This is a genomic window from Longimicrobium sp. (genome assembly GCF_035474595.1).
In the GTDB taxonomy this organism is placed as follows: Bacteria; Gemmatimonadota; Gemmatimonadetes; order Longimicrobiales; family Longimicrobiaceae; genus Longimicrobium.
Genome location: NZ_DATIND010000043.1, coordinates 1 through 15,040, shown reverse-complemented (window position 1 = coordinate 15,040; position 15,040 = coordinate 1). Strand labels below are relative to the sequence as shown.

At 70.8% G+C, this 15,040-nt stretch carries 10 protein-coding genes; 5 read left to right on the top strand and 5 right to left on the bottom strand.

Annotated features, from left to right (window positions below; genetic code table 11):
- Positions 1-204: 204 nt before the first annotated feature.
- From VLK66_RS06835 to VLK66_RS06825, 3 genes are all read left to right on the top strand, one after another.
- Positions 205-2,292, top strand: a complete 2,088-nt coding sequence (locus tag VLK66_RS06835; RefSeq protein WP_325308634.1) for an AAA family ATPase — start codon at positions 205-207, stop codon at positions 2,290-2,292.
- A 929-nt stretch (positions 2,293-3,221) separates the two neighbouring features.
- Positions 3,222-4,394, top strand: a complete 1,173-nt coding sequence (locus tag VLK66_RS06830; RefSeq protein WP_325308633.1) for an amidohydrolase — start codon at positions 3,222-3,224, stop codon at positions 4,392-4,394.
- A 136-nt stretch (positions 4,395-4,530) separates the two neighbouring features.
- Positions 4,531-5,730 carry a S1C family serine protease gene (locus VLK66_RS06825; protein ID WP_325308632.1) on the top strand — a complete coding sequence of 400 codons (1,200 nt, stop codon included), beginning with the start codon at positions 4,531-4,533 and terminating at the stop codon, positions 5,728-5,730.
- 771 nt (positions 5,731-6,501) lie between these two features.
- Here the strand turns inward: VLK66_RS06825 and VLK66_RS06820 are convergent.
- The 3 genes from VLK66_RS06820 to VLK66_RS06810 form a co-directional block, all read right to left on the bottom strand.
- Positions 6,502-7,437 carry a prohibitin family protein gene (locus tag VLK66_RS06820; protein WP_325308631.1) on the bottom strand — a complete coding sequence of 312 codons (936 nt, stop codon included), beginning with the start codon at positions 7,435-7,437 and terminating at the stop codon, positions 6,502-6,504.
- A 610-nt stretch (positions 7,438-8,047) separates the two neighbouring features.
- A complete protein-coding gene (locus tag VLK66_RS06815; protein WP_325308630.1) occupies positions 8,048-9,559 on the bottom strand; it encodes a potassium/proton antiporter in 1,512 nt (503 codons plus the stop codon).
- Between the two features lie 145 nt (positions 9,560-9,704).
- On the bottom strand, positions 9,705-10,922 hold the full coding sequence (locus tag VLK66_RS06810) for a DNA polymerase IV (RefSeq protein WP_325308629.1): 1,218 nt from the start codon (positions 10,920-10,922) through the stop codon (positions 9,705-9,707).
- A 208-nt stretch (positions 10,923-11,130) separates the two neighbouring features.
- Here VLK66_RS06810 and VLK66_RS06805 point away from each other — a divergent pair, with 208 nt between their 5' ends.
- Together VLK66_RS06805 and VLK66_RS06800 are read left to right on the top strand one after the other, a co-directional pair.
- A complete protein-coding gene (locus tag VLK66_RS06805) occupies positions 11,131-11,520 on the top strand; it encodes a hypothetical protein (RefSeq protein ID WP_325308628.1) in 390 nt (129 codons plus the stop codon).
- 93 nt (positions 11,521-11,613) lie between these two features.
- Positions 11,614-12,318 (top strand): class I SAM-dependent methyltransferase, encoded by a 705-nt coding sequence (locus VLK66_RS06800; protein ID WP_325308627.1) that lies wholly within the window; start codon positions 11,614-11,616, stop codon positions 12,316-12,318.
- Positions 12,319-12,466: 148 nt separating this feature from the next.
- Here VLK66_RS06800 and VLK66_RS06795 read toward each other — a convergent pair whose 3' ends face one another.
- Both VLK66_RS06795 and VLK66_RS06790 read right to left on the bottom strand, forming a co-directional pair.
- Positions 12,467-12,715 (bottom strand): hypothetical protein, encoded by a 249-nt coding sequence (locus tag VLK66_RS06795; protein WP_325308626.1) that lies wholly within the window; start codon positions 12,713-12,715, stop codon positions 12,467-12,469.
- Between the two features lie 112 nt (positions 12,716-12,827).
- Positions 12,828-14,729, bottom strand: a complete 1,902-nt coding sequence (locus VLK66_RS06790; RefSeq protein WP_325308625.1) for a PAS domain S-box protein — start codon at positions 14,727-14,729, stop codon at positions 12,828-12,830.
- Positions 14,730-15,040: the final 311 nt, after the last annotated feature.

Genomic DNA, 15,040 nt, shown 5'->3' with positions numbered 1-15,040 from the left:
CGCGGCGCCACAGGTTCGTTACGAGTCTGGCCCGCTTTTGGCAAACCCTGGGACAAAACGGCTCACGGCGAACGCGCGGCAGCGCGCCCGCCGGGGCCGCGGCGAGACGGGACTCGCGGTCGTCGGCCCACCGATCTCCGCTCCAGCGCACGAGCTTCGCCGCACCCCTGCCCGGCCCCCGAGCCGGGGCGCTCCACCCGACGCATGCTGAAGACCGTAAACCTTCGCTTCGGCGCCGACGAGAACGAGCCGGGACTGAGCTTCGAGCCCGGCCCGATGACCGTGTTCGTGGGGCCCAACAACTCGGGGAAGAGCCTGGCGCTGCGCGAGCTGGAATGCTACGTGGAGAGCGGCGGCGAGGACCTGGGCCACATCATCGAGAGCATGGAGCCGGACCTTCCCGCGCCCGAGGTGGTGCGCGAGATGGTGCTGAGCCGGCAGGTGTGCGACCCGGCCCACCCCGCGCCCGCCGGCTTCACCCGCGTGGTGCGGCTGAAGAGCCCCGGCGAGTTCAGCCGCCGCCGCGCCGAGGACCCCGCCGAGCCGCTGGAGGAGCAGCTCATCGACCTGGGCGCCGTCACCCGCGCGCTGGGAGATCTCGACCACCTGGCCGACGAGGAGTTCGCGCTCCTCTGCCGCGACGTGCTCACCCTCTTCCTCATCCGCCTGGACGGGCAGACGCGCCTCGCGCTCACGCAGCCCCGCGCCGCCGGCAAGCCCGACGACCATCCCGCGCACCACCTGGCCGCGCTCTGGCGCGACGACGTGGCCCGCGCGCGCATCCGCGAGATCACCGGCGACGCGTTCGGGATGTTCTTCGTCATCGACAAGTCGACGGACGGCGAGCTGTTCCGCATCCGCATGTCCGAGCGGCCGCCGCTGGACGACGCCGAGGAGCAGGGCGACGACGACCGGGCGATGGCCTTCCACGGCCGCGCGCACGACATCGCCTCGCTCAGCGACGGGGTGCGCGCCTTCACCGGGCTGACCGCGGCGGTGATGAGCGCCGACTACCGCATCATGCTGGTGGACGAGCCCGAGGCGTTTCTCCATCCCCCGCTCACCCGCAAGCTGGGGAAGCGGCTGACGCAGCTGGCCGCCGAGCGCGGCGCCAACGTGATGGCGTCGACCCATTCGCCCGAGTTCCTGATGGGGTGCGTGCAGAGCGGGCACCGCGTGAACGTGGTCCGCCTCACCTGGCGCGCGGGCGTCGCGACGGCGCGGCATCTACGTGCCGACCGGCTGGACACGATGATGAAGGACCCGCTGCTGCGCTCCACCGGCGTGCTGAACGCGCTCTTCCACGAGGGCGCCATCGTGTGCGAGGCGGACGCGGACCGGGTGTTCTACTCCGAGATCAACGAGCGGCTGCTGGCGGCGCGCGCGGGCGGGGCCGACGGGTGCCTGTTCATGAACGCGCAGAACAAGCAGACCATCCGCCGCATCGTGCGCCCGCTGCGCGAGATGGGAATCCCCGCAGTGGCGGTGGTCGACCTCGACATCCTGAAGGGGCGCGAGGACTTCCGCGACCTGCTGAAGGCCACCTTCGTGCCCCAGGTGTTCTGGGAGCCGTGGGAGGAGCAGCGCGACCGCATCCAGCAGAAGCTGCGCGGCGAGGACTGGAAGGGCGGCGGCATCTACCGCGCGTCGCGCGAGGTGCGGGCGATGGCCGAGCAGCTGCTGACCTCGTGCGCCGAGTACGGGCTGTTCATCGTGCCCACGGGCGAGCTGGAGTGCTGGCTTCCCGAGCTGGAGGTGGGCGGGCACGGGCCGGAGTGGCTGACGGCGGTCTTCCAGAAGATGGGGACCGATCCCGGATCGGCGGACTACCAGCGGCCGGGGAGCGGCGGCGTGTGGCGCTTCGTGCAGCGCGTGGCACAGTGGATCGCCAACCCGCGCCGCAAGGGGATGGGCGACGAGATCATCCCCCTCGACCACCTTCTCGCCCCGCCCGAGCACGTCGACGAGCCGCCTCCCGAGCCCACCGAGGCGAAGGATGCCGCGCCGCCGATGCCCGAGCCGCGGGCCGACGGTGAGTCCCGTCCCAGCGGCGAGCCCCGCCGCAACGGCAAGCAGCGCCGGGCGGAGCGGGACGATGAGGATGACGAGGACGAGCATCCGCGCTCCGAGCACCGCAACGGCGGCCGCGACCACCACCGCAACGGTGGCCGCCCCGACCGCCACCGCCGCGACGACCGCGAGCGCGAGAACGACCGCCCGCGTCGCCCCGACCGCGAGCCCGAGCCGCAGGACGCCGCTCCCGCCATCGCCGGGGAGGCGCAGGCGGCGTGATCAGTACCACGCAGGTGGATCCGAACGATTGACAAAGCAATCCGCCCCGCGCCACAGTAGAGGCACGGGGCGGAGTCGTAGCGAAGGGTTCGAGTGCTGCCGCCTCGGTGAACTGCAAAATATCCGCACCTGTTGGGGTGGGGAGAGATTGGACCCTCTCCCGAACCTCTTCTCTGGAACCCCGCCGTGAGTTTGGACCCCACGGCGTCCTCGGCCCAGAGTGAGAGCACCCCACCAGGTGCGGCTTTTTACGGACAGATCCGCAGCGTAGATGTCGAACTACCCAACGGTAAACCATAGAATCTTGCGTTGCTTGTAATGCTAATTGGCAAGCTGTGTGAACGTCAAGGATTTTTATGTTTTTGCGCCGAGCTACGGAAATATAGCCTGAGAGAGTTATAGTTTTGGCATTCCGGCCGGAATCTTGGATGTTGGTCCGTCAAATAGGCTAGCCATTGAAGCAGGCCCTCGCCTCGCAATCCGCTCGATACCGTGCACCGGATGCCATCTTCAGGATTGTTTCCTCAGGGAAACTCCGAAGCGGCTGGTGCACCGATTCTATTTCCCGGCAGATCAGTAATATAATGGCAATGTATACTGCAGTAACTCCAGCTGCATCAGCGGAAATCCGACTGGGACTTCAATTCGGTTGTGACGCTTGAACCATTCATGGGTGATGGACTTAGGTAAATCTGTATTGGTATCAACGGGCGTGTGCATAAGTCAGGAATTTGCGATGTTGTAAATGCTTTCGTCGTGAACACGGCATATTCCTGCACGGCATCAACGTGCGGCGAAAACTCGCAATTTCAAACGGTAGAGATTTGTCTGCGTCCCCTGCACGAGGCATTGTATCGCCGGGGATTGGCGGGGGAGTTAGATTCCGCGCCGAAACCATCATCTCCATACCACGAATACCGACGAACGAGATGGCCACCGCGACTGCCGAGACCGAACTGCTGATCCGCACCCGCCGCGACCTGCACCAGCACCCCGAGCTGGGGTTCCAGGAGCATCGCACCGCCGGGATCGTGGCCGACCGGCTGCGCGCCGCCGGGTACGACGTGCGGACCGGGATCGCGGAGACCGGCGTGGTGGGGACGTTGCGCGGCGGCGCGGGCGGCGGGCCCACGCTGCTGCTGCGGGCGGACATGGACGCGCTGCCGATCCAGGAGGAGACGACGCACGGCTTCGCCAGCACCGTCGCGGGGCAGATGCACGCGTGCGGGCACGACGCCCACACCGCCATCGGCCTGGCGGTGGCGGAGCGGCTGGCGGCGCGGCGCGAGCGGTGGGGCGGCACGGTGAAGTACGTCTTCCAGCCGGCCGAAGAGGGCGGCCAGGGCGCGCTGCGGATGATCGAGCAGGGGGTGCTGGACGGCGTGGACCGCGCGCTGGGGCTGCACGTGTGGACCGGGCTGCCCAGCGGCATCGTCGGCGTGACGCCGGGGCCGTTCATGGCCTCGGCGGGGGAGTTCGAGATCACCATCCGCGGGCGCGGCGGGCACGGCGCCATGCCGGAGCAGACCATCGACGCGGTGATGATCGGCGCGCAGGTGGTGGTGGCGCTGCAGAGCATCGTCAGCCGCAACGTGTCGCCGCTGGAGTCGGCGGTGGTGACCGTCAGCTCGTTCCAGGCGGGGAAGGCCTTCAACGTCATCGCCGACACGGCGCGGCTGCTGGGGACGGTGCGCGCGTTCGACGTGGAGGCGTGCGAGGAATTGCCGCGGCGGATGGAGCGCATCGTGGCCGGCGTCTGCCAGGCGATGGGCGCGGAGTACGACTTCCGCTACCGCCAGGACACGCCGCCCACCGTGAACGACGCGCGGATGGCGGACGTCGTCCGCGCCGCCGCGGAGGAGGTCGTCGGCGCCGATCGCGTGCGCTTCGGGCCCGAGGTGCGGACGATGGCGGCCGAGGACTTCGGCGAGTTCCTGCTCCGCGTTCCCGGCTGCTACTTCTTCGTGGGCGCGATGAGCGAGCCGAAGGGTGCGGTCCATCCCCACCATTCGCCGCATTTCGACATCTGCGAGGAGTGCATGCCGGTGGCGGTTTCCGTGCTGGAGCAGGCCGCCTTGAGGGTTCTTTCTGCTACAGTGTGATCGCAAGATGTTGAATCGTCGGATGTTACCGGAGCCGCTGGCGAAAATCTGGCATCGGTTTTGAGAAGGACTCCGGGTCCAGCCGGGGCGCGGTGGTCGGTGCCCCGGGGCAGTACACGGACCCGGAGAGGTCGCCATGAGAAGGGCAAGCCAACGTTCGGCCCGCACCGCCACTCTCCTCGCCACTCTCGTGCTGGTTGCCGCGCCCGCGGCGGGCCAGCCCCGCGCGCAGGCCCCCGCGGCCAACCCCACGCCGCGCGAGATCGCCGCCAACGCCCACGCCAGCCTGCTGATGATCCGCGCGATCGCCGCGGACGGCGACACGGTGGGGCTGGGCACCGGCTTCGTGGTCAGCCCCGACGGGCTGTTCATCACCAACTACCACGTGATCGAGGAGGCCAGCCGGCTGCAGGTGAGCCTGCTGGACGGCGGCAGCTGGCAGGACGTGTCGCTGGTCTCGGGCGACCCCACCAGCGACCTGGCGCTGATGCAGCTTCCCGCGCGCGGCCTGCGCTACCTGAAGCTGGGGACCGACAACGACCTGGAAGTGGGCGACAAGGTGTACGTGATGGGGAACCCGCTGGGGATGAGCGGCACCTTCACCGACGGGATGGTGAGCGGCAAGCGCCCGCTGGAAGGGGTGGCGATGCTGCAGATCAGCGCGCCCATCTCCCCGGGCTCGTCGGGCGGGCCGGTGATGAACGAGCGCGGCGAGGTGATCGGCGTGGCCACGATGATGGTGATGGGCGGGCAGAACCTGAACATGGCGGTGCCGGTGCGGTATGCGCTGCCGATGGTGGCCAGCCGCGGCACGCCGCGCCCGTTCAGCCGCTCGGTCCTCGTCGCCAATCCGCACGCGGGGCTGGCGCTGGTGGGCGACCACCCGGAGCCGGCGCTGGACGGCGGGAGCGGCGCGGTGGTGCACCGCCGCCAGCCGCAGCGCGAGGTGGAAGACCAGCTGGCGGTGATCACGCCCATGCTGCAGGTGCGCGGGTTCGTGGCCGCCTTCCCGGTCGCAACCGGCAGCGCCGCCCGCGGCGGGGGAGACGCGCACGACTTCACGCTGGAGAAGGGCGTGTCGTACCTGATCACCGCGCGGTGCGACCGCGACTGCAGCAACGTGGACCTGGGTGTCTACGACCGCGGCGACCACCTGCTGCATAGCGACACCGACGACGACGACTATCCCACCATCTCCTTCACGCCGCCGGAGACGGGGACGTACCACGTGGCGGTGCGGGTCGCCCAGTGCAGCGCGGAGCCGTGCTCCTACGGCGTGGCCGTCTACCGCCGCGACATCGGCAACCGCCAGGCGTCGGCGTCCACGGGCAAGTAGATCGGGATCCGAATTGCGACACACGCGATCGGGCGCACCACGGTGAGGTGCGCCCGATCTCTGTTGCGCGCCTACCCGTTGACCGTCATCCTGAGGCCGGCCACGCCTGAACTCCTTTCACACCAGAACGTGCAGGCCGAAGGATCTATCACCGGTTCCGCACGTCAATCAGGTCAGGCGCATCGTCTTCGTCTGCCCGGCGGGATGCTGGCGGGGACGTCGGGGAAGGCTCGGCGTGCGATGAGTTATCGCGGATTTTTCGTGAGCACCCATCTCTCGGAGGCGCACGGAAGCGGGGCCATCACCATCCCCGATCGATCGGTTAGGACAGCTCGATTCTCGCGAATCGTGGGACGTGCAGGGATGCGCGTCCGGAGTGGCGTTGCATCATCAGCCCTCTCATACCAGATCCGGCCGAAGAATCAGTGCACCTCGGCGAATCACGTGCTGCGGCGGCGATAGATCCTTCGGCCTGCAACCTCTCGGGTAGACGCTGGTTACGGTGTGGCCGGCCTCAGGATGACGTCGGGGTGATGCGGCAAGGATGCACGGACTGAATTCGCGGATTGTAGGACGACCAGCGATGCACGTCCGGAATGGCGGTGCATCATCCAGCCCTCTCAACTGCGTCATCAGGAGGGAAGCACGCCGCAACATGGGCGTCCACGAGGACCCCGGGCGCTGCGGGGAAGAGCGGACGCGAAGAAGCGGGGGAGAGCCGATGGCCTCCCCCGCTTCTTCATCGGTCCGCGTCCGGCGAGACCCGCCGGTTTACCGGTTGCCCGGCGGGCTCAGCTGCAGCAGCGGCGTGGCGCCACCGGTGACCTGCGGCATCTGGCCGTTCCACTTCTTGGTCATCTCGTACTGCACCAGCGTGGGCGTGATGCTCTGCGAGAGCAGCTGGTTGGCCTGCGCCTGCGCCTGCGCCTCGGTGAGGATGGCCTTGGCGCGGCCGCTGGCGCGGATGCTGTCGCCCTGCGCGTTGTACATGTTCTTCTGCAGCTCGTTCTGCGCGGTCAGCGCCTGCTGCTGCATCACGTTCTTGGTGTTGATGGCCTGCATCACCTCGGCCGGCGCGCGGATCTCGTTGATGGTGAACTGCTTCACCATGAACCCGTACTGCGCCAGGCGCGTGGCGATCAGGTTCTGCGCGCGCGCCACCACCTCGGCCTTCTTGGGCCCCAGCATGTCGGCGATGGGCTCGCTCCCCACCACCTCCTGCAGCGCCTGCCGGATCGACTGCTTCACGTAGCCGTGCTGGATGTGCTCGATGTCGGTGCGGAAGGTGGTGTACAGCCGCGGCGTCTTGCTGGCGTCCAGCTCGAACGAGAGCGAGACGTCCAGCGACACCGGCTGGCCCTCGATGCTGTTGACGTTGATCTCGTCGTTGCTGGCCGAGCCCTCGGCGTTCCCGCGGGCGAGCACCAGCGTCTGCATGAACACCGGGTACTCCTCGATCCCCGTGGTCAGCGGGTTGCGGAAGTGCAGCCCCTGCCCCAGCGGATGCCGGTCCACCCCGCCGCCCAGCTTGTGGATCACGATTCCCACGTTGCCGGGGTTGATGTACACGAACATCGACGGCGTGAGCAGAAGGAGCAGCACGGCGCCCACCACGAGCGGCGCCTTGCCGGCGATCGCGCGGAGCGGGTTGCCGATCCGCGGCATCTGCGGCCGGGGCCTGCCGGTGGGCATCTGGATGGTCGACATGGCGGAATGCGCTCTCCTGGAGCGATTTCGTTGGTGATGCGGGGCGGCGGCGCCTCACGCCGCGTCCCCGCGTGCCCCAGCCGAACGGCCGGGACGGGGTGGTCTACGAGGCTTCCGATGGGAAGGATTCACCTGTAGATCGTTCCAAGATAATGACTTCACGTCCGGATGTCGCCTCCCTCGCGGCGGCTGGCCCGGCGGGTGCTCCTGCGCGCCCCCGCCGGCACGGCGGCGGGCGGGTCGCCCTCCCGGAGGCCTGACCGGTCGGAGAGTGACCCCAAAGGACGTCATCCTGAGGCCGGCCACACTGTAGCATTCGCACTCACCAGCGATTGCAGGCCGAAGGATCCATAGCCAGTCCAGCACGTCACCTGGCTCCAGCGCACGAACCAGAACGAGCCCATCCCGGGGGAAGCACCCGGGGAAGCACCCCGCACCGGCGACTGAAGTCGCAGCAACAACCACGGGAAGCCTCGCAAACTGCGCGAGGCTGTTCGGATCGGTTCAGGCGGGGGAGGCCGATTCGAGCCTATCCGGCAGCTGGATACGCGCGGAGATGGCAAGGGTGGGAGTCCGCGAAGGCGGACTTCGGGCCGTTGTTGCCGCGATTTCAATCGCCCTTCCGTGCCAGGCTGTCCGAATCCCCATCCCCACCCCCCACTGGTGCGTCGGCAAAGGCGCGGTCCACGGCGGGGCGGACCTGGGGGCGGAGGACCACGGAGACGTGGTCGCCGGCGCGGATCTCCGTCTCGCCCGCCGGCGGGATCATCTCCCCGTGGCGCAGCACCATCGCCACCACCGCGCCCTCGGGGAGCGCCAGGTCGCGCAGCGTGCGCCCGGCCGCGGGGGAGCGGTCCGTCACCGCGTAGCGCACGACATCTCCCGCGATCTCCCCGTCCGGCCCCAGCAGCTCCAGGGCGACGGAGGGTTCGTCGTCCCCCGGCTCCTCCATCCCCAGCCGCCGCGCCGCCACGGGGAGCGACCACCCCTGGGTGACGGCGGAGAGGAGGACGATGAAGAAGACCACGTTGAAGAGGAGCGGCGCGCTCGGCAGCCCCAGCAGGAGCGGGAAGAGGGCCAGGACGATGGGGACGGCGCCCTTCAATCCCGCCCACGCCACGAACGCCACCTCGCGCGGGGTGAAGCGCAGCGGCAGCAGCACCGCGGCCACTGCCAGCGGCCGTGCCACGGCGATCAGCACCGCGCCGATGGCCAGCCCCTGCCACGCCACGGCCAGCACGTGGCTGGGAAAGGAGAGAAGGCCGAGGACCACGAACATCACGATCTGCGAGAGCCAGGCGATGCCGTCGGTGAAGACGAGCACGCCGCGCCGCTGCACCGTGCGCTCGTTCCCCGCCACGATGCCGGCGAGATAGACGGCCAGGAAGCCGCTCCCGTGCATCTCGGCCGCGGCGCCGAACGCCACCAGCGCCACGGCCGTCGCCAGCACGGGATACAGCCCCGTGGCGGCCAGCCGCAGCCGGCGGTTCAGCTGCACGCCGATCCATCCCACGCCGATCCCGACCGCGGCGCCGACCACGACCTGGAGGAGGAAGAACCAGACGAGCCCCCACCCCGCCTCCATCCGCCCCATCCGGACCTCGAGCAGGCCCAGGGTGAGGAAGACGGCCATGGGGTCGTTGGCGCCGCTCTCCACCTCCAGCGTGGCGTTCACCCGCTCGCGCAGCCGCAGCCCGGAGCCGCGCAGCGCCGCGAACACCGCCGCCGCGTCGGTGGAGCCCACGATGGCACCCAGCAGCATCCCCTCGATCAGGGGCAGCCCCAGCACCCACGCCGCCGCCGCGCCGGTGATGACCGTCGTCAGCGCCACGCCTACCGTCGCCAGCCCCAGCGCAGGGGCCAGCCCGCGGCGGAACGAGGCGTACGAGGTCCGCAGCCCGCCGTCGAAGAGGATGACGGCCAGCGAGATGGTGCCGACGGCGTGCGCCCACTCGAAGTTGTCGAAGTCGATCCCGCCAACCCCCTCGGACCCGGCCAGCATCCCCGCCGCCACGAACAGCACCAGCGCCGGCACGCCGAAGCGCGACGAAAAGCTGCTGCTGGCCACCGCCGCCAGCAGCAGCACCCCCGCCACCAGGATCAACGCGTCGACTGCGAACATTCGGCTCCGGGATCGGGGTTGAACGGCTTCGTCCGAAGGAACCACGCGGAGTTCGCCCTGTCAACCAAGGGGGGTCCACGCGGAGAAGCAGGGCGGCAGAGAGAACTCCTCCGCCGCCCTGCTTTCTCCGCGTGAAATCCTGCTTCTACTCCTTCCGCGGCGGCGCCACGCGGGCGGGGAGGACGGCGTCGCGCCCGAAGCGGCCGCGCAGGCGGTCGGTGGCGGCGGAGAGGCGGCGGTCGCGGTCGGTCTCCAGCCCCTGCGGTGGCTCGAAGAGCATGGGCTCGGCCTCGCCGTCGGCGCCGAGCCTGGAGACGCCGACGCCGAGCAGCCGGATGCCGCCGCGCCGCTGCGCCCGCATCTGCCGCAGGAGCTCGCGCGCCACCGCGTAGATCGCGCGGTCGCTCTCCAGCGGCTCGTTCACGGTGCGGCTGGCGGTGCGGTCGGTGAAGTCGCCGTAGCGCATCTTCACGGTCACCGTGCGCGCCTTCAGCCCGTCCGCGCGGAGCGAGGCGCCCGTCTCGCCGACCAGGTAGAGGAGCTTGGCCTCGATCTCCTCTTCCGTGCGGATGTCCTGCGGAAAGGTGCGCTCGTGCGAGATGGACTTCTGCGGTGCGCGCGGGGTGACGCCGCCCTCGCCGCCCAGCCCCCGCGCGAGCCGGTGGAGCCACCGCCCGCGCGACTCGCCCAGCCAGGCCACCAGCGTCGCCTCGTCCAGCGGCACCAGGTCGCGCACGCGGGTGGCGCCGCGCCGCCGCAGCGACTCGGCGAAGGCGGGGCCCACGCCGGGGATGTCGGCCAGGTCGAAGCGGGCGATGAACTCGGCCTCGCCGCCGGGCGGCACCACGTGGATGCCGAACGGCTTGTTCACCCCCGCCGCCATCTTGGCCAGCGTGCGCTGCGTGGCCGCGCCGATGGAAAGCGAGATCCCCGTGCGCTCCAGCACCGCCTGCTGGATGCGGCGCGCCGTATCCTCCAGCGGCTCGTGGTGGTACAGCTCCTCGGTGCCGGTGAGGTCCAGGTAGAACTCGTCCACGCTGGCGGCCTCGACCACGGGGCTGAACTCGTCGAGCACCGCGCGCACCTCCCGGTGCTTGCGCTGCACCATCTCGCCGGGAACGGGCACCACCATCGCCCGCGGGCAGAGGCGGACGGCCTGCGACATCGGCATTCCCGCGTGCGCGCCGAACTTGCGCGCCGCGTAGCTGGCCGAGGTCACCACGCCGCGGCCGTCCGGGCGCCCGCCCACCAGCAGCAGCTCGGCCTTCCCCGCACCCTCGGGGTCGGCCAGCATGGCGCAGCGCACGAAGTACGAGTCGCAGTCGGCCAGCAGGATGCGGCGGGGGCGCTCGGTCGCGGTCATCTCCAGTCGTCCGGGGTTCGCAACTCTCGGTCGGGTCTGAAGATACCGGGCCGTGGAAGGAGACGGAACGGCGGCGGCGGAAGGTATACGCTGTTTACGGCTGGACGGAGCGATGAAACGGCGGATTGCAAGCGTTGCGGTCCGGCCACCCGCGGAGCATGTTGCGGCGGGGCCAAGCGCACTCTGTCTCACGACGACGGTCCGCCTGATGGCGATCACCTACACGCTGGACCGCGAGCGGCAGCGGATGTTCACGCGCGCCGAGGGGCACCTGACGCTGGCCGATCTCCTGGAGCACCTGCGGGTGGAGGAGGTGGACCGCGCCGTGGGCTACGCCGAGCTCTTCGACGCGCGCGGCGCCACCACCGACGTCGTGGCGGATGGAATACGGCGGCTGGTGGAGCGCACGCGCGAGCTGCAGGCCGCCGGCCGCGTGATCGGGCCGACGGCGATCGTCGCGGACCACGACGTGGTGTACGGGATGGCCCGGATGTACGCGATCCTCAGCGAGTTCGTGCACGCGCCGGTGGAGGTCTTCCGCGACGTGCAGCCCGCGCTCGAGTGGCTGGACAGCGTCGCGCCGCAGGTGGTCGGCTGAGCACGGATATCTCCATCGCGTTCCCCCACTTCCGCTCATCACCCCGCCATCGCACTCTTCCGTGGATACGGACCCCAGGAGTGGAGGAGCGCGATGTTCTCGGAATCGGCCGAGCTGTACGACCTGATCTACTCGTTCAAGGACTATCCGGCCGAGGCGGCGCGCGTCCGCGAGCTGGTGATGGCCGCCGGCGGCCCGGGCGAGGGAACGCTGCTGGACGTGGCGTGCGGAACGGGGATGCACCTGCGGTCGCTGCGCGCGCACTACGCCGCGGAGGGAACGGACCTGGACGAGGGGCTGCTCGCCATCGCGCGCGAGCGGCTGCCGGACGTGCCGCTGCACCGCGCCGACATGCGCGACTTCGACCTGGGGCGGCGCTTCGGCGTGGTGACGTGCCTGTTCAGCGCCATCGGCTACGTGCGCACGCCGGACGGCCTGCGCGCGGCCATCGGGTGCATGGCGCGGCATCTGGAGCCGGGCGGCGCGCTGGCCGTGGAGCCGTGGTTCACGCCCGATGCGATCAGCGACGGCTTCGTGGGCGTGAACACGCAGACGCTTCCCGATCTCACCGTCGTGCGGATGAGCCACACCCGCATCGAGGGCACCGTCTCCGCGATCGATTTCGAGTACCTGGTCGGCCGCCCGTCCGGCATCACCCGCGCGGCCGAGCGCCACGAGATGGGCCTGTTCACCCGCGGCGAGATGCGCGCCGCGTTCGAGGCCGCCGGCCTGCGCACCACCTTCGACGAGCAGGGGATCACCGGGCGGGGGATGTGGGTGGGGATTCGGGAGATGTGAAGTGCGGAAGTGCGTGAGTGCGCGAGCGCGTGAGCGCGTGAGCCGGAGCGGTGTGGCCGGCCTCGCGAGGGTGACGCCGATGGGGAAAGCAAGATCGCCCCGGCCGGGAGCACTGGCCGGGGCGATTCGACTCGGGCGATGGAGATTGCTACGCGCCGCGGCGCTCGACGAGGGACGCCTCGGTGAGGGCGGTTTCCAGCTGCTCGTCCGACCATCCCTCCCAGTCGCTGGGGGTGGGCACGATGCGGCGCTTGATGCCGGCGCACTCGAAGCAGAGCCACCCGTCCGTCATCCCCACGCTCAGCGAAACGCGCCGGTCCTTGTGGCCCAGCGTGGGGACCACGTTCCAGACGTTCCAGGTGGCGCCGTCACGGGTGGTGAAGCTGCGCAGGGCCATGGGACGGAGCAGGGCGGGGGAGACATGAACCGCGAAACGGGTGTATCGAATACCACAACGGTAATCGAATCCCGCCGCCCGTGGCAAGCGCTCCGTGTAGCAGCCCCCGCGGCTACTCTCCGTGCACCCGCCCGGCGTTCACGTTCGCGCCGATCAGCACGCGGGCGATGGCGCGCGCGGAGATCGGCGAGACGAAGTGCGTGGCCGGCACCAGCAGCCGCAGCGGCGCCGAGATGCGGCGCAGCGCGGCCAGCGTGGCGATCACCGGCTCGGCCGGATCCAGCGCGGCGACCGCCTCGGCATCGCCCGCGGGGATGACGACGATCCCCTCGCCGCCCTCCAGCGCGCGGAGGCGGTCGCCGTAGCTCGCGTCGGCCAGCACGGCGGCCACCGGCCCGCGGCGCAGGCGCGCCTCGATGGTGCCCACCATCTCCGGGTTCGCGGTGGCGATCACCAGCGGCTTCCCCAGCGACTCCGCCACGGGGCGCACCACGTGCGCGTGGAAGGGCGTGGTGACGACCAGGTCGGCCGCGCGCATCGCCTCGGCCAGCGCGTGGCGGGCGGCGGGGTCGCCCGAGTCGTCGACGGGCGCGGCGGTGGCCCGCATCCCCCACTGGTGCGACATCTCGTGCGTCAGGGCCAGCCGCGCGTCCTCGGTGGCGTCCACGCACAGGCAGTCGAGGGTGGCGGTGGCGGTCCATCTCCGCACCAGGTCGGGAAGGCTGGGCACGCGCACCTGCAGCTCCGAGGCCTCCTCCAGCACCTTCGCCAGCCACTCGGCGGTCTCGTTCAGCTCCGGCCCGTGCGGGCGCGGGAGCGGGGCCACCACCACGCCGCGGCGGTTGCGGATCTCCACCAGCCCCTCGCCGGCCAGCCGCTGGTAGGCCGAAGAGACGACGCGGTGGTCGGTCCCCGACTCCTGCGCCGCCTCGCGGATGCTGGGGAGGCGGTCGCCCGTGCGAAGGTGGCCGGTGTGGACGCCCGCCGCGACACCGGCGCGCAGCCGGTCGGCGAAGGCCGTGCGCCCGGACGGATGCAGCAGCACGCGCCGCAGCTCGCCCACCGACCAGGGCTGGCGCCGGTCGCCCGACGCCGAGTCCGACGGCGCCGACTCGTCCACCGGCCGCATCAGCGCCACGGTGCCGGTGACCGCGCCGCCCGCGTCGGCCAGCGGCGCCAGCTCCAGCTCCACCGCCAGCAGGCCGCCGCCGCGGCGGGCGGCCTCGGCGCGGGCGTGGCAGGGCTCGGCCTCGGGGCCGGCGGAGCGCATGGCGTCCAGCAGGTTCAGCAGCTCTTCGCCGATGGCCGGGTTGGGGCGCCCGGCCAGCTCGTCCTCGGTCCACCCCAGCAGGCGCTGCGCGGCGCGGTTCCAGGTGAGCACCGTGCCGTCCAGGTCCATGGCCGCCGCGGCCGCGGGGAGCGAGTCGACCAAGGCGCGCAGCGCGGCCGCATCTCCCCCCACCGCCGTTCCCTCGTCCGCCGCGGGGACGCGGAAGGACCAGGCGATCGCCGCGTCGTCGGCGGCGCACGCCCACGCGGCGGCCTCCACGCGCAGCGGCAGCCGGCGGCGCGGGCGGAGCTGGAGGGTCACGCGGCGCGGCTCGATGCTCCCGCGCAGCATGGCCAGCACGTCGCGGACGGAGGCGGGGCCGGTTTCGGCGACGAAGGAATCGAGCGCGGTGCCCGCCAGGTCCTCGCGGCGGACGCCCAGGAGCGCGCCGGCGGCGGAGTTGGCGTGGCGGATGACGCCGTCCGCGCCGGTCAGCAGCAGCGCGTCGGGCGACGAGGCGAAGAGCATCCGGAACGCCCCCGCCTCGCCGGACGAGGACGAATCGCCGCCGCGCGCGGAGACGAGCGACTGCCGCGCCTCGCGCAGCTCGCCGACGGCGGCGTGGAGCGCGCGCGACGCCTCGCCCAGCAGCTCGCGGAGCTGGTCGGGCGGCGCGTCCTGCGTCTGGCGCAGGCGCGGCTCCAGCGAGTCGAGAAGGCGGGCGATGGAGATCGGATCGGGCATCGTTCTTCGCGCGCAACACGGAGGAACCGCGCGCCCGAAAGGCCGCGGCGGAGCTGTGGCGGGTTGGGCGCCGGGTGTTTGGAGGCGTCCGCAAGGTTCCGGCCAAGCTGCCCGTCCGCTCCGCTCGTCCTCTGCGTCCCAGATGGCTGGGAGATTCGATCGAAAACGCGCCGACGTCATCCTGAGTCGGACACCGCGCTGCGCGCGACCACGGCGGATGAAAGGAGATTGGTCGTGAGCGCTGATGCCACAGAATGAGCGGATCAGCCTCGCGCAGTTTGCGAGGCTTCCCGTAGTTGTTGCTGCGACTT